Source organism: Mycobacterium sp. IDUB_1, from assembly GCF_055419625.1.
This window is the reverse complement of the sequence record NZ_JBVAYA010000001.1, coordinates 547,326-569,981: the sequence shown is the minus strand read 5'-3', so window position 1 is coordinate 569,981 and position 22,656 is coordinate 547,326. Positions and strand designations below refer to the sequence as shown.

Here is a 22,656-nt window from a genome sequence, read left to right as displayed (position 1 = left end):
ACGCTAGAAGCTTCTGGAACTGCGCAACAGCGGTGACGACACAAGCAATTCTTGTGACATGATCACTCGCGTCGATGGCGTCGAGTGGCAGCGATGTGGCTCAGCAGGTCACGCGCGGCACCCGCGGGTGGAGTGCTGGCGCCCACCCAGACCGCGCGCAGGGCGCGGCGAAAGTCCAAGCCAGCCACCTCGACGGCACGCAGACGCCCGAGTTCGAGATCGTCGGCAACGGCCAACCTGCTCAGGACAGCCGGCCCCGCCTCCGCGAGCACCGCCGCGCGCACCGCGGCTGCGCTGGACAGCTCGAGCGCGGGCGCAGCCTGCTCGGCATCGGTGACACGCCGGAGCGCGCTGGTCAGGAATTCTCTTGTACCCGAGCCCTTCTCGCGGGTCACCAGCGCAGCTGCGGCGAGTTCCACGGCGGAGATCGGCTGGGGTCGACGGGCCCACTTGTGCGTGGGCGGCACCACGACAACCAGCTCGTCGTGGGCCACCGTGGTGCTGCGCAACGGCCGGGGCACTCCGGGGCTCTCGACGAAGCCCAGATCGGCGCGACCGTCGCGAATAGCCGTGATCACCTGCTCGCTGTTGGCTGCGGTCAGGATGACGTCCGGCGGTGTCGCGCGTTCCCGGGTGACTGTCTCCCGCCAGCTGACCAGCCAGCGGGGGAGGAGCTGCTCGGCGATGGTCAGGCTCGCGGTGATGCGCAACCGGGTCTTGGTGTCGTCGCGCAGCGTGGCCAGGCCTGCGTCGACCTCGTGCGCCACGGTGAGCAGGCGATCGGCCCACTGCGCAGCGACCGCGCCCGCCGGCGTCAGGCGAGACCCGGTCTTACTCCGAATGACCAGACGCACACCGGTCTGCCGCTCCAGAGCGGCGATCCGCGCGGACACGGCCTGCTGGGTCAGCCCGCATTCCCTGCCCGCGCTACTGAGGCTGCCGGTGCGCGCGATGGCGAGCAGGACCTCCAACGACGTGAGGTCCGGCATTCGGGCGCTCAACTGCACAGGGACGACCCTAGGGGGAACTGATGTTCACCGGGTGAGCGAGGATCGACCCGTGCATGTATCCGAGCTCGTTCCACGCCGTGGACTCCGGCTGGACGTTGCCCCGGTTGTCGCTGGCGCGCACCCGCAGGACGTGCTCGCCGGAAGCCGCATCCCAGCGGAACTGCCACCGAGCCCATACCCCCGCCGAGCCTGGCGAGGTGATGGTGGCCGGTGACCAGGGACCATCGTCGATCCGGTACTGCACCTGGGTGATCAACCCCTCGCCGGCATAGGCGCGACCACGGATCAGATGCGGCCCGGCGGGCAGCGTCGCCGGCCACGGGAGCTCGACCAGGCTGGACAGCGCCGGTTCGGTGATGGCCGGGCCACGAGCTGGGCCTTCGGTGGCCTGACCGGGGCCGATCAGCACGTAATCCTCGGTGTTCCAGGGCGTGTAGAGATGTTGCGTGCTGACCTCGATGCGACCCAGCCACTTGATGCTCGCCGCTCCCAGCCAGCCAGATACCACCAGCCGGGCAGGGAAGCCATGGTCGACGGGAAGCGGCTCCCCGTTCATGGCGAAGGCGACGATCGTGTCATCGGCGAGAGCTTTGGCCAGCGGCAGCGGCCTGCGGGCCCGGATCTGGTCGAGAGACTCTGGCATCACCTCCACAGCGTCATCGGTCACGTTTGCCGGTCCCAGCAGTTCGCGGAGTCGTACCCCGGTCCATTCCGCGGTGCTGATCGCCCCCCGCCCCCATTGCGTGCCCTCGAAGGTGTGCTGCACCTCCTGTCCGAACAATGTGCGGCGATTGCCCGCGCACTCCAGGGTGCGGATCATCGAGATGAGTGGAAAGTCGTTGCGCAACTGGGCTAGCGAGTATTCGAGCGGCTTTCGCACGCCGCCACCTTCGATGCGAAGTGCCCAGGTGTCTACGTCGATGTGAGGCGACGGAGCATGACTGCGGATGAAGAACCGGTCGTTGGGTGTGATGTCGCCGAGCATCTGGGTCGGGTTGGTGCCGTAGTCGAGCCCGGTCCCCGCGTCCTCCATCAATTCGGAGGGCGTCGGCTTCACCACCGCGAATTTCGTCACGTCTGCACACTATGCCCCGCGGTGACCCCGTAGCCGAGCTTGCCTCAACGGCAATACTCCTTGCCGATTGGTCATGTCCTCGGCAGGCTGTGCGCATGGTTCCTCCTGTCGACTCTGCGCTGTACGAACGTAACGGCGAACCGCTGACCTCCCAGTGCATTCCACCCGCATTCGAGATGGTCGGAGGTATCTCACCAGGTGCCCACGTGCTCGACGTCGCCTGTGGTCCCGGGGGGCTGAGCGTGGCCGCTGCCTCGCTCGGTGCCCGCGTGGTGGCCACCGACGTCGCCGCACCGATGGTGGAGCGGGCGGCGCAGCGGCTGGCACCGTTCCCGGCATGCTCGGCGACTGTCATGGATGCACAGGCGCTCGAGTTCGCGGACGACACGTTCGACATCGCCTTCTCGATGTTCGGCGTCATCAACCTGCCTGACTGGCGGGCCGGCCTTCGCGAGTTGGCCCGAGTGACCCGCACCGCCGGCCGCGTCTGCATCAGCAGTTGGAAAGATCCGCGGACCGTCGCAGCCGTGGCTCTGCTCGTGGAAGCCATGGCCGAGGTGTTCCCGGGGCAGGAACCTGTCCCGGTGCCTGAAGGGGTGCTGTTGGCCGCGAAACCCGATGTGCTGCAACAGCACATGGCGGCCGCAGGCTGTCACGACATCACGGTGACACCGCTCGAGATCGTCTGGGACGTTCCGGCGGTACCGCGGTTCCTCGACGAGCTGGATGAGATGTTCGGCTTCATGCCCCCGTTTCTGGCGCTGACGGCCGAGCAACGTGATCTCCTCGCACCCGCATTGCTGGCTGCTGCGCAACGGCGCGCAGGCCCCGGTGGGCAGTTACGCATCAGCACCACAGCGCATCTCGCGGTCGGGACCGTCTGAAGGGAGCAGTCAGTTCGGGCGAGTCATGGGCGTGGGCCAGTCGGCCGGTGCATCCGCCAGCGACGACAAATCGGGGAGGGGCAGCGCGCACAGCGCCGCGGCCTGCTTCGTGGTGATACCAAAGGTGCGCAGCAGGCTCTCGGCGACCTCATCGACCGTGGCGTCGGCGTCACGATCAGGCTTCTCCCGCAGCAACGTGGCCAAGCCGATCAGCGTGCCGCCCGCCAGCGCGAGCCCCACGTCCGGGTCGGCGACCGCGAATCGGCCGGCGTCGATGGCCACCGCGATGTCGCGGCGGGCGCGCGGCGACAATCCGTGCTCGGAGAAGATGAGTGATCCGGCGTTGGCCAGCAGCAGTGCCGCCTCCTGTGGTCGATGACGAAACAGCCTGCCGGCAAGTCGAAATCGCGTGACAAAGGCCTCGGCCGGGTCAGTGATCGACTCGGTGTACACGTCGAGGAGCGCGCCCATCTGGTCGAGAGCATCGGTCAGAGCCGCCTCGAACAGCTGCTCCTTGCTCTCGAAATGGTTGTAGAACGAGCCCATTCCGACATCGGCGGTCTGCGTGATCTCCAGGATCGGCACTGCGAGTTTGCCCTCGGCGATGAATCCCTGCGCTGCACGCACCAGCGCCGCTCGGGTACGCATCTTGCGACGCTGGAGCCGATTGACAGGCTGCTCGCCGCCGTCGCTGTCAGGCACGTCCATCGCCGCAGGATATCAGCCTGACCTCAATCTTGAGGATTTCGTCAGTACTGGCCGCCAGGTGAGCGAGGAATCTTTCCGGTCACCAGGCGCTTGTGCTTGGGCGTGAGGCCGAACGGTTCGGCCGGTGACGAAAGAGAACGCGATGACGAGTCCCCTGTCCGGAAAACGTGCCCTGGTGACCGGCGGTTCGCGTGGTATCGGTGCAGGTGTCGTGCGCCGGCTCGTCGCCGACGGTGCCGCGGTGGCGTTCACCTACCAGTCATCGCCGGCACCCGCGCAGAGCCTGGTCGACGACCTGACCGCGGCGGGCGCCACGGTGGTCGCAGTGCAGGCCGACAGCGCCGACCCCGCAGCGGTCACCGACGCGGTGCAGGCGGCAGCCTCGGCGCTCGGCGGTCTCGACATCCTGGTCAACAACGCCGGCATCGCCTACGGGGCACCCATCGAGGACTTCCCCCTCGAGGAGTTCGACCGCCTCATCGCGGTCAACGTGCGCGGCGTGTTCGCCGCCACCAAAGCCGCAGTCCCGCACCTCGGCGAGGGTGGGCGCATCATCACGATCGGCAGCGTCAACGCCGACCGCGCACCGATGGCCGGCCTGTCGGGTTATGCCCTGACCAAGGCCGCCGTCGCCGGCTTCACCCGCGGGCTGGTGCGCGAACTCGCTCCACGCGGAATCACCGTCAACACCATCCAGCCCGGCCCGGTGGCCACCGACATGAATCCGGAGGAGGGCGGGGAGTTCTCCGAATACGTACGTCCGTTGATCGCCGTCGGCAGGTACGGCCAGCCCGCCGACATCGCCAGTGCGGTCGCGTATCTGGCGTCTCCGGAAGCCGGCTACGTCACCGGCGTGACGTGGAACGTCGACGGCGGTTTCGTCATCTGATCCCCCAGGTGCCGATAGGTTCCCTCCTATGGCAAGGGAGGCACCGACTCGTGGACACCACGACCCGCACGACATGATCGGCCACGGCGTCGCCGGTGTCTAGCGAATCTGCACATCACACCGCGGCGCTCGGGACGATCCTGCGCGCTGCAGTTCTCTTGCACAACAGCGGTCAATCCACATCGATGACGCTGACCGCGGTGCGACGGCTGGCGCACGGACTCGGTCAACCGGCGGAGGTCGTTCCCGGGTGGTCGGCCTTGACCGTCTACGACCCGCGTACCGACGGGGGCGGCGTTCTGATCGAGGCGACGCGCCCCGTCGCAGTGAACATGCGTCGCGTGACCGCACTGATGCGCACAGTGGACGAGGCGGGGCGCCGCTCCATCGATCGCGTGGAGGTCGAACGAGCGCTCGACGCCGCCGAGCGTCTCCCGGTCTCCGCGACACCGGTGTTCGTCACGGCCTGCGCGCTCGGAGCGGCGGCGCTGTCCGTCGTCTTCGGCGTGACGGACCTCCGCACGATCGCACTGATCGCCGCTGCGGCAGCCCTGGGCGGCGTGCTGCGCCGCCTGGTCGGTAGGTGGAGTGCCGACCCATTGCTGCCGGTCTTCGGCGCTGCGCTGATCGCGGGTGCAGCCGGTGGGTTCGCCGATGCGGTCGGAGTGCACGCTCCCGGCGGTCTGGTTGCGCTCTGCCCGGCCATGGTGATGGTGCCGGGGCCACAGATACTCATCGGCGCCATGGATCTGCTTGCGGCGCGAATACCGTTGGCGTTGGCCCGTCTGGGTTATGCGCTCCTTCTTCTCGCGGTCATCGCTGTGGGCCTGACGATCGGGATGGGCGTCGGCGGGCAGTCGCTGCCCCTTGCGGCGCCGCCTGCGAACGTGCCTTTCGCCGCTGACGTGTTGGCAGCCGGTGTCGCCGCCGCCTGCTACCCGGTGTTCTTCTCCATGCCGTACCGCCTTCTGGGTTGGCCTGTGGCTGTCGGCATGGCGGCGCATGCCCTGCATTGGATCGCGATGGTGCAATGGCACGTGAGCCTGCCCGTCGCGGCGCTCATTGCCTGTCTGCTCGCCGGAGCAGTCCTGACGCCCCTGGCGTACCTGAAGGGAATGCCCTTCGCCGCAGTCGGTTTCGCCGCTGTGGTCGCCATGGTGCCCGGCGTGTACGTTTTCCGGGCCGTCGCAGGCGTCGCTGAACTCGCCACGCGGGCAAATGAACCCGTCCTGCTGGCAGTCGCCGGCGACAGTGTCACCGCCACTTTGACCGTCATCGGGATGGCCGTCGGATTGGCGGTGCCCACCCGGGTGCGGGACTGGGTGCTCGACCGGCGGCTACGACTCGACGCGGCGCCCTAATCGACGATGCGGATGAGCTTCTTGTTGACGAACTCGTCCATGCCGAAGCGGCCCAATTCCCGGCCGAAGCCCGAGCGCTTCACGCCGCCGAAGGGCAGCTCCACGCCTTCGGCCCCGACCGCGTTGACGAACACCATGCCGGCCTCGATCTTGTCGGCGACCCGCTTGGCCTGTTCGCCGTCGGTGGTGAAGACGTAGGAGCCGAGCCCGAATGGCGTGTCGTTGGCCAGCTCCACCGCTTCCTGCTCGTCGGAGACCTTGTACACCGATGCAACGGGTCCGAAGAGCTCCTCGCGGTAGTCGCGCGGCATGTCGGTGAGTACCCCCGGCGGGAAGTGAGCGCCCTTGCGTTCACCCTGGCTGGTCAGGTTGGCGCCCGCGTCGACGGCGCGCTTCACCTGATCCTCGAGGCGCTCCGCGGCGGCGACGGACGACAGCGGTGCCAAGCCGTCGGCCTTGCTCAGAACCTTCTCGGTGAACTTGTCGAGGAATTGGTCGTAAACGCTCTCGGCGACGATGATGCGCTTGGCCGCGTTGCAGGCCTGACCGGTGTTCTCGAAGCGTCCGTCGACCGCGGCCTCCACGGTGGCGTCCAGATCATCGGTCGACAGCACGATGAACGGGTCGGAACCGCCCAGTTCGAGCACGACCTTCTTCAGGTTGCGGCCCGCGATCTCGGCCACGGCGGCGCCGGCCCGCTCCGAGCCGGTGAGCGACACACCCTGCACCCGGGGGTCGGCGATTGCCTCGGCGATCTGCTCGTTGGTGGCGTAGACGTTGACGTAGGCGCCTTCGGGGAAGCCGGCGTCGGTGAAGATCTTCTGCAGAGCCTCCGCCGATTCCGGACACTGCGGCGCGTGCTTGAGCACGATCGTGTTGCCGATCGTCAGGTTGGGGCCGGCGAACCGGGCCACCTGGTAGTACGGGTAGTTCCAGGGCATGATGCCCAGGAGCACGCCCACGGAGCTGCGGCGGATCAGCGCCGACCCCTCGCCGTCGAGGAGATCGATCGGCTCGTCAGCGAGGAACTTCTCGGCGTTGTCCGCGTAGTAGGTGTAGATCGCGGCGCTGAACTCCACCTCGCCGATCGACTGGTCCAGCGGCTTGCCCATCTCGCGCTGGATGATGCGGGCCAGCTCCTCCTTACGCTCCTCGTGCAGTTCGCCCACCCGACGGATGAGAGCCGCCCGATCAGCGACCGACGAGGTGCGCGACCATTCGCGGTGTGCCGTGTCCGCCGCGGCGATCGCCTGCTCGATCTGCTCGTCGGTGGCCGTCGGGTATTCCTTGACCAACTCGCCGGTGGACGGGTCGACCACTGCGTACATAGACGTGCTCATCGACAGTTCGCTCCTCATGATCGGGCTGGGCACAGGCACGAAAAAAACCGTGCGCCGCCAGTCTAGGTCGCCGTCTTAGGGGGCGTGTCGAGTTCGTCGGCGTCGGGAATCGCCTCGCCCATGTTTACCGAGAGCGGGCGACGGAACAATCGTGTAAGCCACAGCAGCACAACGATTCCGATGGCGAACCAGATGATTCCGTATCGGGTGGATTCGGGCGAAAGGTAGAGCCACAGCAACACGGTGGCTGCGACCCCGATGCCGGGCAGCACGATGTTGCGGAAGATCTGTCCCGCCCCGCTGACCTCGCGCCGGCGATACGCGAAGTAGATGATCACCGTCAGATTCACCATGGTGAACGCGATCAGGGCGCCGAAGTTGATCAGCGACGCGACGAAATCCAGGTTGAACGAGATCGCCAACAACGACACGAGACCCACGAAAACGATCGCGTACGACGGAGTCTGGAAACTCGGGTGCAGATAGCCGAAGAACCGACCGACCGGACCGCGACCGTTGCGCCCCATCACGAACAGCAACCGTGACACCGATGCATGCGATGCCAGGCTGGAGGCCACCGTGGCGGCGAACGCAGCCGCGGTCAGCAGGATCTTGAACAGATGCCCGCCGACGTTGAACGCCACCTCCGGCAGCGCGCTGTTCTCCAGGGACTCCTGGCTGAAATTCGACACGTCCGGGAACAGTGACTGCGTGAAGAAGGCAGCGACGAAGAAGATGGCGCCGCCGATGAGCAGAGCGAACAGGATCGCCTTCGGCACCGTCGAGGCATCCTTGGCTTCCTCCGTGTACATCGTGATCGCGTCGAACCCGATGAACGAGAACGCAACGATCGTGGCGCCCGTGATGACCAGATCCAGATGTACGCCCTCGTGCCACAGCGGCTCCGTCGAGAACAACGTCCCGTTGCCCATCCCGTCCATCAGCGACTTGCCCGCCAGGATCAGGAACACCCCGATCAGCACCACCTCGAACACCACCAGAAGCATGTTCACGCGGGAGGTGTTGGTCATGCTGAACAGGCACATCCCGGTGATCGCGGCGACGTAGACGACGACGAAGAGCCACTGGGGCGCGTCCGGGAAGAACGAGTACAGGTAGCTGCGGATGATCAGTGCGTTCACCAGCGGGAGCAAGAGGTAGTCGAGAAGCGCGGCCCATCCGATCAGGAAACCGAAGTTGGGGTGGATCGTTGCCGAGGTGTACGTGTACGCCGAACCGGCGGAGGGGAACACCGTCGTCATGCGGCCATAGCTGATCGCAGTGAAGGCCATGACCACCAGGGCGAAGACGTAGGCCGTGGGCACGACACCGCTGGTCTCGTCGGAGACGATGCCGAACGTGTCGAACACGACCGTCGGGGTCATGTAGCCCAGGCCGAGAAAGACGATCGCCCACATGCCGAGCGTGCGAGCGAGCACGGGAGAACCCGTGGAGCCGGAGTCTGACTGGGTCATCGTGGCACCGCCATCTCACGGGGGACGAAACGTACTCAAGGGGCTTACCACAACCTCGGCGGCTCTGTAGCGTCACCAGCCATGCGGTATGTCGTCGGGTACGGTCCGCGCCAGCGCGGGGTCGACGGAGTCAACGTCGCGGCCACCTTGGCGCGCACCTCGGGCGCCACGCTCGATCTGGTGTCGGTGCTGCCGAGCGACGCGCCCACATTCCAGCGTTACTCGCCCGACCAGGCCTTCAACACCGAACTCGAGGAGCAGGGCTGGGAGTGGCTGCGCGACGGCCTGTCCCGCGTTCCCGATGACGTGACCGCCGAGGGTCTGGTGCAGCGCGCCGATTCGATCACCCAGGGACTGCTCGACGCGGCCACCGATTCCGGGCGCGGGGAGGCGGCGCTGATCGTCGTCGGGACCTACCACCGGGTGCGCAGTGGCGGATTCGGGGGCCGATTCGGGCTGGGCAGCCTGGCCGATGCGTTGCTTCACGCCTCTTCGGTGCCGGTCGCGCTGGCGCCGGCGCAGTACCAGGCGCAGCCGAGGGTCTCGCGCATCACGTGCGCGGTCGGGCTGCGGCCAGGGAACGAGGTGCTCTTCGACAACGCGCTACGGCTGGCGGGCGAGTGGCGGGTGCCGTTGCGCGTGATGTCATTGGTGGCACTCGACGAGGACGCGAACGGAGACGGCGGCGAGTGGACGCGAGCTGCCGAAGAGCATGCGGCCGGGCTGGTCGACGCCGCCGCGCAGCGGCTGCCGGCCGAATGCTCGGTGAGCAGCATCATCGGCCGGGGTGATTCCCTCGAGGACGCCGTCGCAGGTGTCGAGTTCTCCGATGACGAGGTCGCGCTGGTGGGTTCGAGCCGCCTGGCCGCGCCGCGGCGCCTGTTCCTCGGCCGCTCGGCCGCCAAGATCCTGCGAGCCTTGCCCGTGCCGCTCATCGTCTGGCCCAGGGACTGATTTTTGCAGCAGCGATGGAATCAAATCGCCCGTATGTCTGTTTGACCCTGCATAGGCGGCGCCACCGCCCAGCAGAGACAAGAAGAGGCGAGAGCGATGAAGAAGTTCGGGTTGATGAGCATGGTCGCCGGTGCAATGACCGCGGCGGTGATCGGTTTCGCCGGTCCGGCGCAGGCCGACCAGAGCGGTTTCGGATTCGGCGGCTACGGCTACGGGCACCACGGATACGGATACAGCAACGACTACTACCCGTGGTACGACCAGCTGTTCCCCCACGTACACGTGCCGCACGTGGACACCACGGTTCACCCCTGATAGACGACCACCGAGAAGGGCGCCCGCTCGTGCGGGCGCCCTTCTTGCGTTGTCAGATGCGGCTCACGTGGCGTCAGCGCCGCCGCTGAGGTGATCGACGACGAAGGCGGCCGCCTGATCTGCCATGCCGTTGCTCTTGTAAGCGCTGTGAGCGGCACGATCGAAGGCACCTGGCTGGCACACCGGATCGCCCGGAGCGCACAGCTGCAGCGTCTTGTCGGCGTACAGCGGCCCGACGGTCAACGATGGTGCGTTGCGATCGACGAGGTTGAGGAAGAACGGGTCCGGCGTGCCGAACAGGACGACCGCCGCGACGTGCGGTGCCACCGAGGCCGGCATCGGCCCGCTGATGTTGGGCGGCAGGATGAATCCGGGCGGCACGTGATCGAACGTCGTGTAGGCCGCGACCGCGGCACCCTGGGAGTAGCCGCCCAGCACGATCTGGGTGTTCGGGCAGCTCTGCACCACCGACTGGATGTGGCCGGCGGCGTCGGCGACTCCATTGACAGCGGCCTGGAAGTCCAGCGAGGCAGGGTAATTGACCCCGTAGGTGGCCACTGGCGTGCTGAGGCGCCCATTCAACGAATTGACCAGAGCCTGACCCGTGTCCCCGATGCCGGGCGCCTCGAAGGTGCCTCGGGCGAACACCACTTCGACCGCCGGGCAGGCCGGCGCTGGTTGTGCCGCGGCGGTCCCGGCGGCCTGAGGTCCCACGCACGCGGCGACGACCGCACCGACCGCGCCGACGAGGTGGCTCATGCGCCGGATCTGAGGGCTGGTCGTCATGACGGTCCTTTCACAGTGGTGGCACGCCCCTCCGGCGATCGCCCGAACAACATGCGCGAGAGCATGCGATCACGAAGGGTCAGGGTATGGAGCAATACCGCACAGACGTGCGCGGCTATGACGGCTACCAGGAGGTAGGCCAGTACCGAATGGGTCTGCCGGAGAACAAAATACATTGCCGCATTGAACGGCGCGATCGCAGGTAGGTGCACCCCGAAGGCGACGGCAGGCCGCCCGGCCGCCGACACCATGGCCCATCCCACCAGGGGTTGCACGAGCAGCAGGGCGTACATCAGCCGTTCCGAGTACGTGACGACCTTCCCCTCGAGCCGTCCGACGGTGGGCGGCCACGCCGGTGGATGGGTGATCCGGCGGTTGACCAGACGCAGCACCGTGACGGCCAGGATCGTGATCCCGATGCTCATGTGCACCGCCACCAATACGGCGTACGAGCCGATGGAGTTCACCATCGCGAAGCCGATCAGCAGGGCGGCGAACACGCCGATCGCGGTGATCCAGTGCAGAATCCGGGAGCGTACCGCGAAGCGCTGCGGGCCGGTCACGCGCGCACCTCGTCGACCTGGACGGCCGACGGCGTGATCGGTTCGCCGGTGCGGAGCCGATAAGACGCCGCGTACACCGAGGACCTCGCACTCAGCAGAGGATCGGCCGACGGCTCTATACCGTCGGGCAGCACCAGCGGATCGAAGTTGACATCGCGCGCATTGCCGCGGGATTCCGTGAGAGCGGTTGTCAGCGTGAGCGTTCCGACGTCGACGCGCTGTCGATCCGCCGGCCACGGCAGCGTCGCGTCGTCGTGCGGGTCCGAGGGTTGGCCGACGACGAATTCGAGCCGCCACCGAAGCGGAGTGCTGCGGATCTGCCGAACCAGGGCGTCGAACAGGCCATCACGTCCCGCTCCGGCGGGCAACGACGCCTGGAGGGGGATAAACGACCAGCGCACCGGTGTCCGCTCACCGGAGGCGTCGACGGCGTAGAAGGTGTTGAGGCCCGAGAAGGTGCTGTCCGCGAAACCCGTTGTCGGGGTTTGTGCTTTGATGATCTTCATCGCCGCGGCCGTCTCGGGATGAGCGCTGAGAAACGCGGACATCGCAGCCGGATCGGGTTTACCCGTGCCGGGGACCACCTTGCCTGCCACGGCCCTGTCCAGGAAGCCTTGGGCCGAATTGTCCGGGAACACCGGCAGGTTCAGCGTCGCAGTTCGCCACTGCTGGCGACCGGGCAGCCCGAACGCCAGCCCCAGTCCGCGGGCCGCACCGGGCGTATCGGCGACGAACGGGTCGCCGCCTGCCAGGGAGAATCGTCCGACGACCGGCGTACGGCCGGCGAGCAGGACGGCAGCCGTGGACAGGGTGGCAGCCTGCCCGCTGCTGTCGAAATAGCCCTCGACTGCAACCCCTTTCGCGTGGTTCTTGCGAAACCCGGGGTGCACCCCGTAGACCCCACGCAGACCGTCGATCACCGTCTGCCGGGTGAAGCTCGCGGCCGGCCGAATCCAGTTGTTCGCGTACGCCACTGCGCCCAGGTCCACGGCGAGGAAGGCGCCGACGGCGGCCAGACCTTTCAGCACCGATCGCCGGTCGATCTGTGCGCCCCAGTCCCCCCTCACCTTCGGTACCTTAATTGCTGGCGGCGCGCTGCGCCCGGTCTGTACATGGTCACGCTCGATTCTGTTCCTCGGGGATCGCTGATGGCATTGGCGGTACCGCCAGACGCAGCTGGAGGCTGCCGGTAACTCCGAGGTGGGGTTAACCGGAACTCCGTCAGTTCGGTACGAGGATGGTCGAGCCGTGGGTGCGTCGAGCCTCCAGGTCACGGTGCGCCTGCGCGGCATCACGCAATGCATAGGTCTCACCGACGGTCACCGTGATCGCACCCGAGCCGATGGCGTCGAACAGTTCACCCGCCCGCCAAGCGAATTCGTCCGCGGTGCGGTTGAAGTGGGTGCGATAGGGCCTCGTCAGGTACACCGATCCAGCGGCGTTGAGCCGTTGTGGATCGACCGGTGGTACCGGCCCGCTGGCGGCGCCGAACAGGGCCAGCGTGCCGCGGATCGCCAGGCTCTTCAGACTGGCATCGAATGTGGACTTCCCCACCCCGTCGTACACGGCGGCCACCCCCTCACCTTCCGTCAGCGCTCGGATCTCCTGTCCGAAAGCGTCCGCATCTTCCGGGTAGTCGAGCACGTGCCACGCTCCGGCCTGCCGGGACAACTCCGCCTTCTGCGGCGTCGAGACCGTCGTAATCACCCGAGCCCCTTTGGTCGTGGCCCACTGGGTCAGAATCAGCCCGACGCCACCGGCGCCGGCGTGCACGAGGATCGTGTCTCCGGGCTTGACCGCATAGACGGAGTTGATCAGCAGGTGCGACGTCTCCCCTTTCAGGAGTGCCGAGGCGGCGACCTGGGGGGAGATGCCCGTCGGTACATGCGCGGTCAGGTCGACGTTCGCCACACAGTATTCGGCGTACGTCCCGTCGGTGTCGGCCGCCGCCACCCGGTCGCCCACCCGGAAGCCGGTGACCTCGCTCCCCAGCTCGGTGACCACTCCGCACACCTCGCAGCCGGGGATGAACGGCAGTGCGTGCGGGTAGGCACCGGTGCGGAAGTAGGTGTCGATGAAGTTGACGCCAATGGCTTCGGTCTTGACCAGCACCTGTCGAGGGCCCGGAGTGGGTTTGGGCACCTCGGTGTACTCGAGAACATCGGGCCCACCGTGGCGAGTCACCTGGATGGCGTGCATGACAGCGGGATCGTCTCAGCCGAGGAACGGCAGCTGGGGCTTGGTCGGGACGACGATGACCGTGGGCCCGTCGGCCTCCAGAGCCGCCTCAAACTCCTTGGCGAGCGACTCGGTTCCGTCCACCGTCACCGATCGGAGGCCGAATCCCTTGCCCAGCGACTCGATGTCGAGACCCGGCAGATCCAGACCCGGCACATGCGGAGTCTTCTCCAGCAGCGCGAAGGACTTCAGGATCGCGTATTCGCCGTTGCGGAACACAACGAACACGATCGGCAACTTGTGTTGTGCCGCAGTCCAAATGGCCTGGACCGAGTATTCGAAGGAGCCGTCGCCGATGGTGGCCACCACGTGCCTGTTCACGCCGCGTTCGCGGTCGCCCAGTGCGGTACCCACCGCGGCGGGAACACCCCATCCGATGCCACCGCTGGGCGTCGAGAAGAAGCTGTCGCTGTTGGTGGTGGGGCACCAGGACAGCTGCTCGGCCATCGTCGACGTCGACTCGTTGACCAACGCCGAATCCTCGGGCTTGACGGTCCTGATGACGTGATACACCTGATCGGCCGTCAGCGGCGCGTTCGCGGGCTCCACCTCGGTCACCTCGGGCAGCTGCCGCGGCGTCGGCGCGGTGCGATTTTCCGGCACCTCGATCATGTCGACCAACTGCTCGAGCGCCATCCGGACCGAGCCGATGAGGCTGTCGCCGACGGGCGCGATCGCCGACAGGTGGGGGTCCGCGGTGATCTGCAGGACCTCGGTGCCTTCGGGGACGAAGTCGCCGGCGACGAACGGGTAATAGCGGAAGACCTGAGCGCCGATGGCGATCACCAGGTCGTAGCCGCGCAGAGCTTCGTTGACGCCTGCGATCGTCATGGGCAGCGGACCCTGCGCAAGGGGATGGTTCTCGGGGAACGAGACCCGGTCGGGCAGGGTGCTGCCGTACACGGGCGCCTTGAGCTTCTCGGCGAAGGCGATACCGGCGTCCCACCCTCCGTCGCGATCGACCTCGGGTCCGAGCAGCAGCAGCGGCCGCTTCGCCCTGCTGATGCGCTCGGCGAACTCGGCCAGTCGGCCGGCGTCGGGTGCCACTCGGTCACTCATCCCGCGCACCACGGCGGGACCCAGGGCCGGCTTGTCCCAGTCGTCGAGCGGAATCGACAGGAACACAGGCCCTTTCGGCGGTTGCATGGCCACGACATAGGCCTGCATGAAGGCCGCAGGCACGTCTTCGGCGCGGGCCGGCTCGTACGCCCACTTGACCCACGGCTGGGGAAACGAGGTGGCGTCGCGGTTGTTCAGGTAGGGATCGACAAGCGCCATCTCGCGGGTCTGCTGTCCGGCGGTGACGATCAGCGGCGTGTTGGCCTTGTACGACGCGACCAGCGAGCCCATCGCGTTGCCGGTGCCTGCTGCGGTGTGCAGGTTGACCAATGCGGGCTTGCGGCGCACCTGGGCGAATCCGTCGGCCATCGCCAGCACCGATGCCTCCTGCAGGCCGAGAACGTAGGTGAAGTCGTCGGGGAAATCACGCAGGAACGACTGCTCCGTCGATCCGGGGTTGCCGAACACCGTTGTCAGTCCGAGCGTGCGCAACAAGTCGTAGGTGGCGTGATGAACAGTCATGCGATCGGACATCGGAGGTGCCTTTCGGTTGGAAGTGATGTGGAGAACTCTTGTCGGCGAAACCCCGTGGCGTCATTGCCGGTGCCGACCAGCTGAGGAGGCGATTTGGAGCACCCCACGGTGGGGGTTAACGGGAACACGGGTCGGCTGCGGCCAGTGAATCACCGCCACGACCCCCCTAACCCCAGGGAAAAGCACGGGGTTCGCGACCCCGTGGTGTCGTGCGGAAACCAGTGCTCACTCGCAGGGGCCCACGTCTCGGAGCGTGTGATGATGACGGGGTGGGTGAGGATGCGCGCCGTGGCGTCTTCGTCGGTCGGCGGTCCGAACGGGATCGGATAGCCGAGGTGATCACCGCGGCCAAGCAGGGACGAAGTGGGGCGCTTGTGGTGCGCGGCGGTGCCGGTCTGGGCAAGACGCACCTTCTCTCCATCGTCGCCCAGGACCATGCCGATGGATTCCGGGTGATCGCAGTCAGCGGCGTCGAATCGGAGATGATCATCGATTTCGCTGCGCTACAACGTCTTTGCTTACAGATCGGCGGCGATGACGCGTCGCTGCCCGAGGGGCAACGACGCGCGCTGCGGGCAGCTCTGGACGCTGAAATGGCCGCTGGCCCTGATCCTTATCTTGTCGGTCTGGCAGTTGTGAATCTGCTCAGTGATGCCGGCGCGGACAGCCCGCTGCTGTGCATCGTCGACGACGCGCAGTGGATCGACGAGAGGTCACGCCAGTCGCTCGGTTTCGTCGCGCGGCGTCTTCTCGCCGACCGGGTCGCGTTGATCTTCTCCATCCGGGACCCAGGTGGAGGAGATCACCTCGATGGCATCTCTGACGTGCACCTGCAGCCCTTCGACGACCTCGAGTCGCAGACGCTGCTCGACGCAACCTTGCCTGGTCGTCTCGATCATCGAGTGCGCGAGCGGATTCTGGCCGACGCCCACGGCAACCCGCTCGCACTTGTCGAGCTGCCCAGGATGGTTCGACCGGCACAACTCGCCGGCGGTTTCGCGCTCGACCGCTGGCGCCCTGTCGCCACAACGATGGAGGAGACGTTCATCGATCGGGTGCAGGAACTACCCGATGCGACGCGCATGCTCCTTCTCCTCGCCTCCGCCGAACCGGTCGGTGACCCGGCCTGGTTGTGGGCGGCGGCCGAGACGGTCGGGGTGGGAGTCGTAGACGCCCAGCCCGCGGAGCTCGCGGGTCTGATCACTCTCGACACCCGGGTGGTGTTCCGCCATCCGCTGGTGCGTTCGGCGGTGTACCGGAGTGAGCCCGCCGCCCGGCGGCACCTCGTGCACGCCGCGTTGGCCGATGCGATCACCGGACCTGACACGGCCGATTACCGGGCGTGGCATCGAGCCCACGCGATCGCCTCGCCCAGCGAAGCGGTTGCCGCCGAGCTCGGCGCATCCGCCGAGCGTGCCCGAGCCCGCGGCGGAGTGGCCGCGACCGCCGCGTTCCTCGAGTACGCGGTGGACCTGACTCCCGACCCGGTGCGTCGGGCGCGCCGGGCGCTCGAGGCCGCAGCGGCCAAACTCGATGCGGGCGACGCCACGGCGGCGACGCGGCTGATCGACATCGCCGATGCGACGACCGTCGACGACGCGCATCGGGCACGGATGGCCCTACTGCGCGCTCACGTCGCATTCGCGACCGACCGCGGACGAACGGGACCTGGATTGCTCATCGCTGCGGCCCGCGCCTTGTCCGACCACGAGCCGTTGGTGGCACGCGAGACCTACCTGTCAGCACTGATGGCTGCGATGATCGTCGGCCGGCTGGCCGACGACGTCGACCTCCAGCCCGCTCGCATCGCCGAGGCTGCGCGCCGGGGCCCCCGCGCTCCGGAACCCCCTCGGGCTGTCGATCTCCTGCTGGACGGACTCGCTGTTCGGCTGCACACCGGGTACACCGAGGCCGCTCCGCTACTCAAGCATGCGTTGCATGCCTATCTGCGGGACGTACAGGCGGGGACGGCAGATCCGCGATGGCATGACATCACCAACCGAATCTGTCTGGATCTTTTCGACTTCGGCGCCTACGACACCCTGGCGATGCGGCAGCTGGAGTTGCTTCGGGACGCCGGCGAACTCACGGTCTTACCCGCGGCCCTGACCACGGCGGCTGCTGTCCGGGTGATTGATGGTGAGTTCGACAGCGCTCAGGCACTTTTGGACGAGGCGTTCATCGTTTCGGCTGCCACGGGTGCGCCCCCGCACCGCTCAGGCACCGCCCTGCTCGCGGCCCACCGCGGCGATGAAGCCCTGTGGCTGGACATGTCAGCTCGAACGGTCGAGGCAGCCTCCGCGCGGGGCGAGGGGACCGAAGTGACGGTTGCCTACTACTCGCAAGCCCTGCTGTACAACGGTTTTGGCGCGGTACGCGGAGGCCTATGAAGCCTGCCGGTGCGGGCAGGACTTCGACGACATCGGACTGTCCGGTAGCTTGCTGCTGGAGACTGTCGAAGCTGCCTCGTACACAAGGGATTTCGCTGCCGCACGTGCGGCATCCGAGGAGCTGGGGCGGCGCGCGGCCGCCAGTGGAACGGAATCCGCACTGGGGCTGGCAGCCCGCGCGTCAGCGCTGGCCAGGGGTGAGCGGGCGACCGATGCCGACTACCGCAGGGCGCTCATGCATCTGGAACGTAGCCCGTTGGCGGTCTACCGCGCCAGGACGCACCTCGTCTATGGAGAATGGTTGCGCCGAGTGGGCCGTGACGGCGATGCGCGTACACAGCTGCGCGCGGCCCACGACCTGTGCACAGCCATGGGTGCGGACGGATTCGCACAGCGTGCTGCTCGCGAGTTGCAAGCCGCGGGAGGAAGTCGGCGTCCGTGGGCGTCGCTACGACGCCGAACTGACCACTCAGGAACGGCACATCAGCCGCCTGGTGCGCCAGGGCCAGACCAACGTGGAGATCGGTGCGCAGCTGCTCATCAGCCACCGCACGGTCGAATGGCATCTGCGCAATATCTACCAGAAGCTGGGTATCACGTCGCGTCGGCAGCTTCGTGCCATGGACGTGTGAAGACGGTTCACGGCCAGGGCTGTTCGTTGCGTTCCCGGCGCTTCTGTTCCTGAACGCGATCTTTGGCCCAGAACTCCTCGAATCGTTCGCCCGGGTGGGCGTTGGGGATTCGGTTCAGGAAGCGACTCAACCATGCCGGAGGGCGGGCCGGTTCCCACTGCGGGAACAGCGTGCTGAGCGAGGCCATGGTCTTGAGGACCACGAAGACGCTGAACAGGGTCGACGGAGCACCGGTCACCGCGATGCCCGCCATCCCGAAGATCAGCGCGAGGTGCACGACCACAATCCTGCTCAGCCCGCGCTGTGCGGTCTGCTCGATCTGCCAGAAGCTCCACCTCCGCAGAGTCGCCAGATCGATCACCGCGTCGAGGATCAGCAACGCAGCGACCGCCAGGCAGCCGATGCGCACCTGGTCCCAGTTGACGTCCGCGATGTGTGGGTCTCCATTGCGATGCAACAGGAAGAGGATGATGCCGAGGAACGCAGCGTGTGCCAGCGCGAACACCGAACTGGTGACCGCGAATCCGCTGACGAACGAACCCGTCGTCCGGTACCCGCTCTCACTGGGCGGTCGATATCGGAAATGCCCCACCCGCGGAGACCATCGCTGGTGCAACCGAATCCGCAGCGCGATCAGAGCGCAGCCGAGCGCCGTCTCGAACCAATACACGATCAGCGTCGTGGCGCCTGACCAACCCTGGCTGAACCACCCGACCACGGGCACGGCGATGACAGCGAGCAGAGCGGCGATGTTGGCGATCCGGATCATCGCTGAGGCCCTCACCGCTGCTGGGCGCGCCACTTGTCGAGCAGACGGCGGTCCCGCTTGGTCGGCCGTCCGGCGCCGCGGTCTCTCGCGGCAACAGGCACCGCCACGACCGTAGGTGGGGGCGGTGTGCGGTCGAGGTAGCAGGTGACAGCGTCAGCGGCCCCGACCCGCTTCTGGATCACCCGGACCACCTCGACGATCCTGGTGCGATCACCGACCAGGGCGCGCACCGTGTCACCTGGACCGACCATCGTCGAGGGCTTGGCCGGCTTGTCGTTGACCCGCACATGACCCCCGCGGCAGGCCGCCGCGGCGTCCGGACGCGTCTTGGTCAGCCGGACCGCCCACAGCCAACGATCCACGCGCGTCGCCTCCATGGCGATCATCATGGAGCACGGTCAGCGTGGCGGGGGCGCGGTTGCACGTCGTCATGAGCGATGAGCCCCACCGCGACGTTGCGGCGCTCACCGAGGAACTCCGCGACTTCCGTTGACGCCGTGGAGATGTCGTCGCCGGTGGCGCCCTCCGGCCCGAGGAGGGCGGTGACTGCGGTGCTGAGCACCTGCAGTGGATCGGACACCGGGCGGGGGTCGCCGACGCCGGACACCAGCGAGATCGCGACACCGGTGACCAGACCGTGGAGGGCGAACGACTGATCGGCGAGCTCCCAGTCACCCCTGGCCATCCGGTGGCGACGCCACACCGGCAGCACCGCGCCGACGACGGCACTCGGCCCCAGCGTCTCGTGCAGGGCGATGGAGCGGGGATGGTCGGCCAGCATCCCGAGGAGATCGCCGTCCTGGCGCTGTACCGCCGCGATCAACGGGTGGTTGGCGGCCGCGTCGAGCATCATCGGACAGAAGCGGGACGGACGTACCAGATCGGGATCACTGCGGAGTCGGGTGATCAGATCGTCGAGAATCCCGATGAATCCGCGCCCCACCAGCCCCACGAGAAGGTCTTCCTTGGTGGGCCAGTACAGGTAGACGGTGCCTTTGCCGACGTGGGCACGCGCAGCGACATCAGCCACCGTGAAACCCCGCGCACCCCGTTTGAGCAGCAGTTCGCCTGCCGCAGCCAACAATCGCGCCGCCTTGGCCGACTGCTGCTCGGGCAGGGCGACGGAACTCACCCGCCGACTATATCGGCGGGCAGGTCCGCGGTGTACAAACTGACCATATCGGTACTTTGGTCAGTTTCGGGGGTAGGCTGCGCGCATGAACCTGTTCTTGGACCGGGAGACGCGAGTGACAGCCCTGCAATCGGCGATCTTCTCGCTGGCGGACCGGCTGGAAGCCGCGGTGTCGCTGTCCCGGATCTATGTCGACGGCCTCGACCGGCTGCCACGCGACGGGCGATTCCTGCTGGTCGGCAACCACACGATGGCGGGTTGGCCGGAGATCGTGATGATCCCGTACTTCGTGCACGCCGAGCTGGGCGTCCGGGTGAGAGGGCTGGCGACCCGACAGCTGGCCGACATGCGCGGGCTCAGCCGGGACATCGCCGAAGCCGCAGGCGCCGTGGTCGGCGATCCCGCCCAGGCCGCGGATCTGATGAGCCGGGGCGAAACCGTGCTGGTGTTCCCCGGCGGGGGACGCGACATGCTCAAGTTCAAGGGCGAGGAGTACCGCCTCCTCTGGCAGGGTCGCAGCGGCTTCGCGCGGCTGGCGATCGCTCACGACTACCCCATCGTGCCCGTTGGGCTCGTCGGAGGCGATGACGTGTTCTCCAGCATCACCGAGCGCGACGGCGTCTGGGATCGGATGACCCGGGGGATCGGTGAACGGCTGCACGGCGTGAGCGGTGTCGGCGTCCCCCTGATGCGCGGCGTGGGGCCGACGCTCGCACCCCGGCCGCAGCGGATGTATCTGCGCTTCGGCGAGCCGATCACGACCACGATGCCCGCCGACGCCGCGGCGAAGTCGTGGGAGCAGGAGGTCAAACAGGTGACGCAGAGCGCGCTGGAGACGATCCTCGACCAGGTGCGTGCGCTACGCGCCGAGGATCCGTTCCGTCGGCTTAATCCGCTCGCCTGGCGCCACGCCGTCCGGCCTCCGGTTCACACCGCATAGCGCGTGCGGCCGCGCCCGGAGGACTTCGCGTTGTACATCGCCTCGTCGGCGGCGCGCAGCAGCTCGAGCGCATCCCGTACGTCGTTGCGTCCGACCAGCGTGACACCGATGCTCGCGGTCACGGTGATCTCGATGTCGTGGTACCGGATGGGATCGGTTGCCGCGCAATGTAATCGATTGACCAGCTGATCCAGATCCGGTTGTTCGATGCGCTGCATCAGCAACACCACGAACTCGTCACCGGCCAACCGTGCGATGACATCGGACTGCCGTAGCGCGGCCTTCATCCGCGCCGAGGCCGTCACCAGCACCGCGTCGCCTGCGTCATGGCCGAACGAGTCGTTGACGAACTTGAGGTCGTCGAGATCGATGAACAGCACCGCGCTGAGCCGCTGTACCGCATCCGGACGCAGCGACGCCGCGATGCGGGCGAAGGCCCCCGAACGGTTCAGCAGTCCGGTGAGCACATCGTGAACCGCTTCGTGCTCGGCGCGTTCGTGAGCCACCTTCTGGGCGGTGATGTCGATGAAGGTCGCCACGACCGGCGAGCGCAGCGGATCGTCGGGGCTGAGGCGCCGGGTGCTCATCGACAGCCACACCCTGCTGCCGTCCTCACAGTCGACGCCGACCACGCGGTCGACCTGCGGAACGCCGGAATGCGAGACCTGCCAGACGGGCTGCTGCATCACCGGTAGTGCGCGGCCCTCCGCGTCGACGAGGGGGACGTCGGACGCGAACGGCGCGTTGACGGGCCGTACCGTGGCGAGAATCCGTTGCGCCGCAGGGTTGGTCGACATCACCGAACCGTCGGGGCCGAACACCACCACCCCGGCGTCGAGCGCTGTCACGACGGCCTCGAAGTGTCGTTCGGCACGGCGCAGAGCCGTCATGTCGGCGCAGATCAGTACATAGCCGGAGGCGGTCCGTGCTCCGGTGAGCCGGATGAATCGTGGCGAACCGTCGGCGGCGACATGCGTCGTGTGCAGAACTCCGAGCGTGTCGATCAGCCGCTCAGCGTCCACGTCGGCGCCGACCACGTCCTGAATGTGACGGTTACGGACCTTCTGGGCGGTGCGGCCGTAGATCTTCTCGGCCGCCGCGTTCCAGCTGCTGACCAAGCCTGCCGGCGACAGCCCGACAACCCCGTCGCTGACGTGATCGAGAAGAGCTGCCTGATAGCGCAGCAGCTCCGCCGCTCGGCTCTTGGTCAGGTCTCGAAAGTAGGTGACGATCGCGGGTCGGCCGTGCCAGTCGATGCGGGTCGACGTCGCCTCGACGTCACGCATCGCCCCGCGCGATCGGCTCATCGGAACCTCTGCCGGAGGAGCGTTGTCACCCGCGTTGTGCAGGCCGTCGAGACGGCGCTGCACGCTCGGCATGACATCGGCCGCCAGGAAGTCCGACACTTTCCGGCCGACCAGGTCGTGGCTGCCCGCCAGCCCCATCCATCGCACCGCAGTGGTGTTAGCGAACACGATCGCGCCGTCTTGGTGAACACAGATTCCGTCGCTGGCCAGGTCGAACAGCGCGCGCAGGCGTCGCTCGGCGCCTTCTGCGCTGTCCACCGGCGCCGTGATGGCGTCGGTATCCTCCTCTGACATA

The 22,656-nt window shown here is 67.3% G+C and carries 22 protein-coding genes; 8 read left to right on the top strand and 14 right to left on the bottom strand.

The genetic code is table 11. From position 1 onward, the window contains the following. Window positions 1-62 precede the first annotated feature (62 nt). Complete coding sequence (locus ACZYYX_RS02885; RefSeq protein ID WP_463812884.1) at window positions 63-1,007, bottom strand: LysR family transcriptional regulator; 945 nt, start codon at window positions 1,005-1,007, stop codon at window positions 63-65. Window positions 1,008-1,017: 10 nt separating this feature from the next. Then, window positions 1,018-2,085: a sulfite oxidase gene (locus tag ACZYYX_RS02880; protein ID WP_463812883.1), complete on the bottom strand. Its 1,068-nt coding sequence runs from the start codon at window positions 2,083-2,085 to the stop codon at window positions 1,018-1,020. 95 nt (window positions 2,086-2,180) lie between these two features. On the opposite strand from ACZYYX_RS02880, the gene ACZYYX_RS02875 reads away from it, so the two are divergent. Beyond that, window positions 2,181-2,969, top strand: a complete 789-nt coding sequence (locus ACZYYX_RS02875; RefSeq protein WP_463812882.1) for a class I SAM-dependent methyltransferase — start codon at window positions 2,181-2,183, stop codon at window positions 2,967-2,969. A gap of 9 nt (window positions 2,970-2,978) precedes the next feature. Here ACZYYX_RS02875 and ACZYYX_RS02870 read toward each other — a convergent pair whose 3' ends face one another. Continuing rightward, window positions 2,979-3,677 carry a TetR/AcrR family transcriptional regulator gene (locus ACZYYX_RS02870; protein ID WP_463812881.1) on the bottom strand — a complete coding sequence of 233 codons (699 nt, stop codon included), beginning with the start codon at window positions 3,675-3,677 and terminating at the stop codon, window positions 2,979-2,981. A gap of 142 nt (window positions 3,678-3,819) precedes the next feature. Here ACZYYX_RS02870 and ACZYYX_RS02865 point away from each other — a divergent pair, with 142 nt between their 5' ends. Both ACZYYX_RS02865 and ACZYYX_RS02860 read left to right on the top strand, forming a co-directional pair. Further along, window positions 3,820-4,566 (top strand): 3-oxoacyl-ACP reductase family protein, encoded by a 747-nt coding sequence (locus ACZYYX_RS02865; protein ID WP_463812880.1) that lies wholly within the window; start codon window positions 3,820-3,822, stop codon window positions 4,564-4,566. A gap of 95 nt (window positions 4,567-4,661) precedes the next feature. Next, complete coding sequence (locus ACZYYX_RS02860) at window positions 4,662-5,927, top strand: threonine/serine exporter family protein (RefSeq protein WP_463812879.1); 1,266 nt, start codon at window positions 4,662-4,664, stop codon at window positions 5,925-5,927. Here ACZYYX_RS02860 and ACZYYX_RS02855 read toward each other — a convergent pair. Then, window positions 5,924-7,267, bottom strand: a complete 1,344-nt coding sequence (locus ACZYYX_RS02855; protein WP_463812877.1) for an NAD-dependent succinate-semialdehyde dehydrogenase — start codon at window positions 7,265-7,267, stop codon at window positions 5,924-5,926. The two genes, ACZYYX_RS02860 and ACZYYX_RS02855, sit on opposite strands and share 4 nt — an antisense overlap. A 62-nt stretch (window positions 7,268-7,329) precedes the next feature. After that, the gene (locus tag ACZYYX_RS02850; RefSeq protein WP_463812876.1) at window positions 7,330-8,742 is read right to left on the bottom strand and encodes an APC family permease; all 1,413 of its coding nucleotides are present in this window, start codon (window positions 8,740-8,742) and stop codon (window positions 7,330-7,332) included. A gap of 81 nt (window positions 8,743-8,823) precedes the next feature. On the opposite strand from ACZYYX_RS02850, the gene ACZYYX_RS02845 reads away from it, so the two are divergent. Both ACZYYX_RS02845 and ACZYYX_RS02840 read left to right on the top strand, forming a co-directional pair. Then, complete coding sequence (locus tag ACZYYX_RS02845) at window positions 8,824-9,696, top strand: universal stress protein (RefSeq protein WP_463812875.1); 873 nt, start codon at window positions 8,824-8,826, stop codon at window positions 9,694-9,696. A gap of 96 nt (window positions 9,697-9,792) precedes the next feature. Continuing rightward, window positions 9,793-10,011 carry a hypothetical protein gene (locus ACZYYX_RS02840; protein ID WP_335332121.1) on the top strand — a complete coding sequence of 73 codons (219 nt, stop codon included), beginning with the start codon at window positions 9,793-9,795 and terminating at the stop codon, window positions 10,009-10,011. Between the two features lie 63 nt (window positions 10,012-10,074). Here ACZYYX_RS02840 and ACZYYX_RS02835 read toward each other — a convergent pair whose 3' ends face one another. The 5 genes from ACZYYX_RS02835 to mdlC form a co-directional block, all read right to left on the bottom strand. Then, the gene (locus ACZYYX_RS02835; RefSeq protein ID WP_463812874.1) at window positions 10,075-10,797 is read right to left on the bottom strand and encodes a cutinase family protein; all 723 of its coding nucleotides are present in this window, start codon (window positions 10,795-10,797) and stop codon (window positions 10,075-10,077) included. After that, window positions 10,794-11,360, bottom strand: coding sequence for a cytochrome b (locus tag ACZYYX_RS02830; RefSeq protein WP_463812873.1), 567 nt, complete (start codon window positions 11,358-11,360; stop codon window positions 10,794-10,796). The genes ACZYYX_RS02835 and ACZYYX_RS02830 overlap by 4 nt, the downstream gene beginning before the upstream one ends. Beyond that, the gene (locus ACZYYX_RS02825) at window positions 11,357-12,427 is read right to left on the bottom strand and encodes a catalase family peroxidase (RefSeq protein ID WP_463812872.1); all 1,071 of its coding nucleotides are present in this window, start codon (window positions 12,425-12,427) and stop codon (window positions 11,357-11,359) included. The genes ACZYYX_RS02830 and ACZYYX_RS02825 overlap by 4 nt, the downstream gene beginning before the upstream one ends. A 154-nt stretch (window positions 12,428-12,581) precedes the next feature. After that, complete coding sequence (locus ACZYYX_RS02820; RefSeq protein WP_463812871.1) at window positions 12,582-13,559, bottom strand: quinone oxidoreductase family protein; 978 nt, start codon at window positions 13,557-13,559, stop codon at window positions 12,582-12,584. A gap of 15 nt (window positions 13,560-13,574) precedes the next feature. Continuing rightward, window positions 13,575-15,191, bottom strand: a complete 1,617-nt coding sequence (mdlC, locus tag ACZYYX_RS02815; RefSeq protein ID WP_463812870.1) for a benzoylformate decarboxylase — start codon at window positions 15,189-15,191, stop codon at window positions 13,575-13,577. A gap of 269 nt (window positions 15,192-15,460) precedes the next feature. Here mdlC and ACZYYX_RS02810 point away from each other — a divergent pair, with 269 nt between their 5' ends. Together ACZYYX_RS02810 and ACZYYX_RS02805 are read left to right on the top strand one after the other, a co-directional pair. Further along, the gene (locus tag ACZYYX_RS02810; protein ID WP_463812869.1) at window positions 15,461-17,581 is read left to right on the top strand and encodes an AAA family ATPase; all 2,121 of its coding nucleotides are present in this window, start codon (window positions 15,461-15,463) and stop codon (window positions 17,579-17,581) included. A gap of 374 nt (window positions 17,582-17,955) precedes the next feature. Next, window positions 17,956-18,213 carry a helix-turn-helix domain-containing protein gene (locus ACZYYX_RS02805; protein ID WP_463812868.1) on the top strand — a complete coding sequence of 86 codons (258 nt, stop codon included), beginning with the start codon at window positions 17,956-17,958 and terminating at the stop codon, window positions 18,211-18,213. Between the two features lie 7 nt (window positions 18,214-18,220). On the opposite strand, the gene ACZYYX_RS02800 is transcribed toward ACZYYX_RS02805, so the two are convergent. The 3 genes from ACZYYX_RS02800 to ACZYYX_RS02790 are packed head-to-tail and all read right to left on the bottom strand — an operon-like array spanning window position 18,221 to window position 20,114. Further along, window positions 18,221-18,982 carry a DUF6498-containing protein gene (locus ACZYYX_RS02800; RefSeq protein ID WP_463814784.1) on the bottom strand — a complete coding sequence of 254 codons (762 nt, stop codon included), beginning with the start codon at window positions 18,980-18,982 and terminating at the stop codon, window positions 18,221-18,223. Between the two features lie 11 nt (window positions 18,983-18,993). Beyond that, window positions 18,994-19,359, bottom strand: coding sequence for an RNA-binding S4 domain-containing protein (locus tag ACZYYX_RS02795; RefSeq protein WP_463812867.1), 366 nt, complete (start codon window positions 19,357-19,359; stop codon window positions 18,994-18,996). A gap of 8 nt (window positions 19,360-19,367) precedes the next feature. Beyond that, window positions 19,368-20,114: a TetR/AcrR family transcriptional regulator gene (locus ACZYYX_RS02790; protein WP_463812866.1), complete on the bottom strand. Its 747-nt coding sequence runs from the start codon at window positions 20,112-20,114 to the stop codon at window positions 19,368-19,370. Between the two features lie 85 nt (window positions 20,115-20,199). Here ACZYYX_RS02790 and ACZYYX_RS02785 point away from each other — a divergent pair, with 85 nt between their 5' ends. Further along, the gene (locus ACZYYX_RS02785; RefSeq protein WP_463812865.1) at window positions 20,200-21,054 is read left to right on the top strand and encodes a lysophospholipid acyltransferase family protein; all 855 of its coding nucleotides are present in this window, start codon (window positions 20,200-20,202) and stop codon (window positions 21,052-21,054) included. On the opposite strand, the gene ACZYYX_RS02780 is transcribed toward ACZYYX_RS02785, so the two are convergent. Further along, a complete protein-coding gene (locus ACZYYX_RS02780; RefSeq protein ID WP_463812864.1) occupies window positions 21,042-22,655 on the bottom strand; it encodes a sensor domain-containing protein in 1,614 nt (537 codons plus the stop codon). The genes ACZYYX_RS02785 and ACZYYX_RS02780 overlap by 13 nt on opposite strands. Window position 22,656 lies beyond the last annotated feature (1 nt).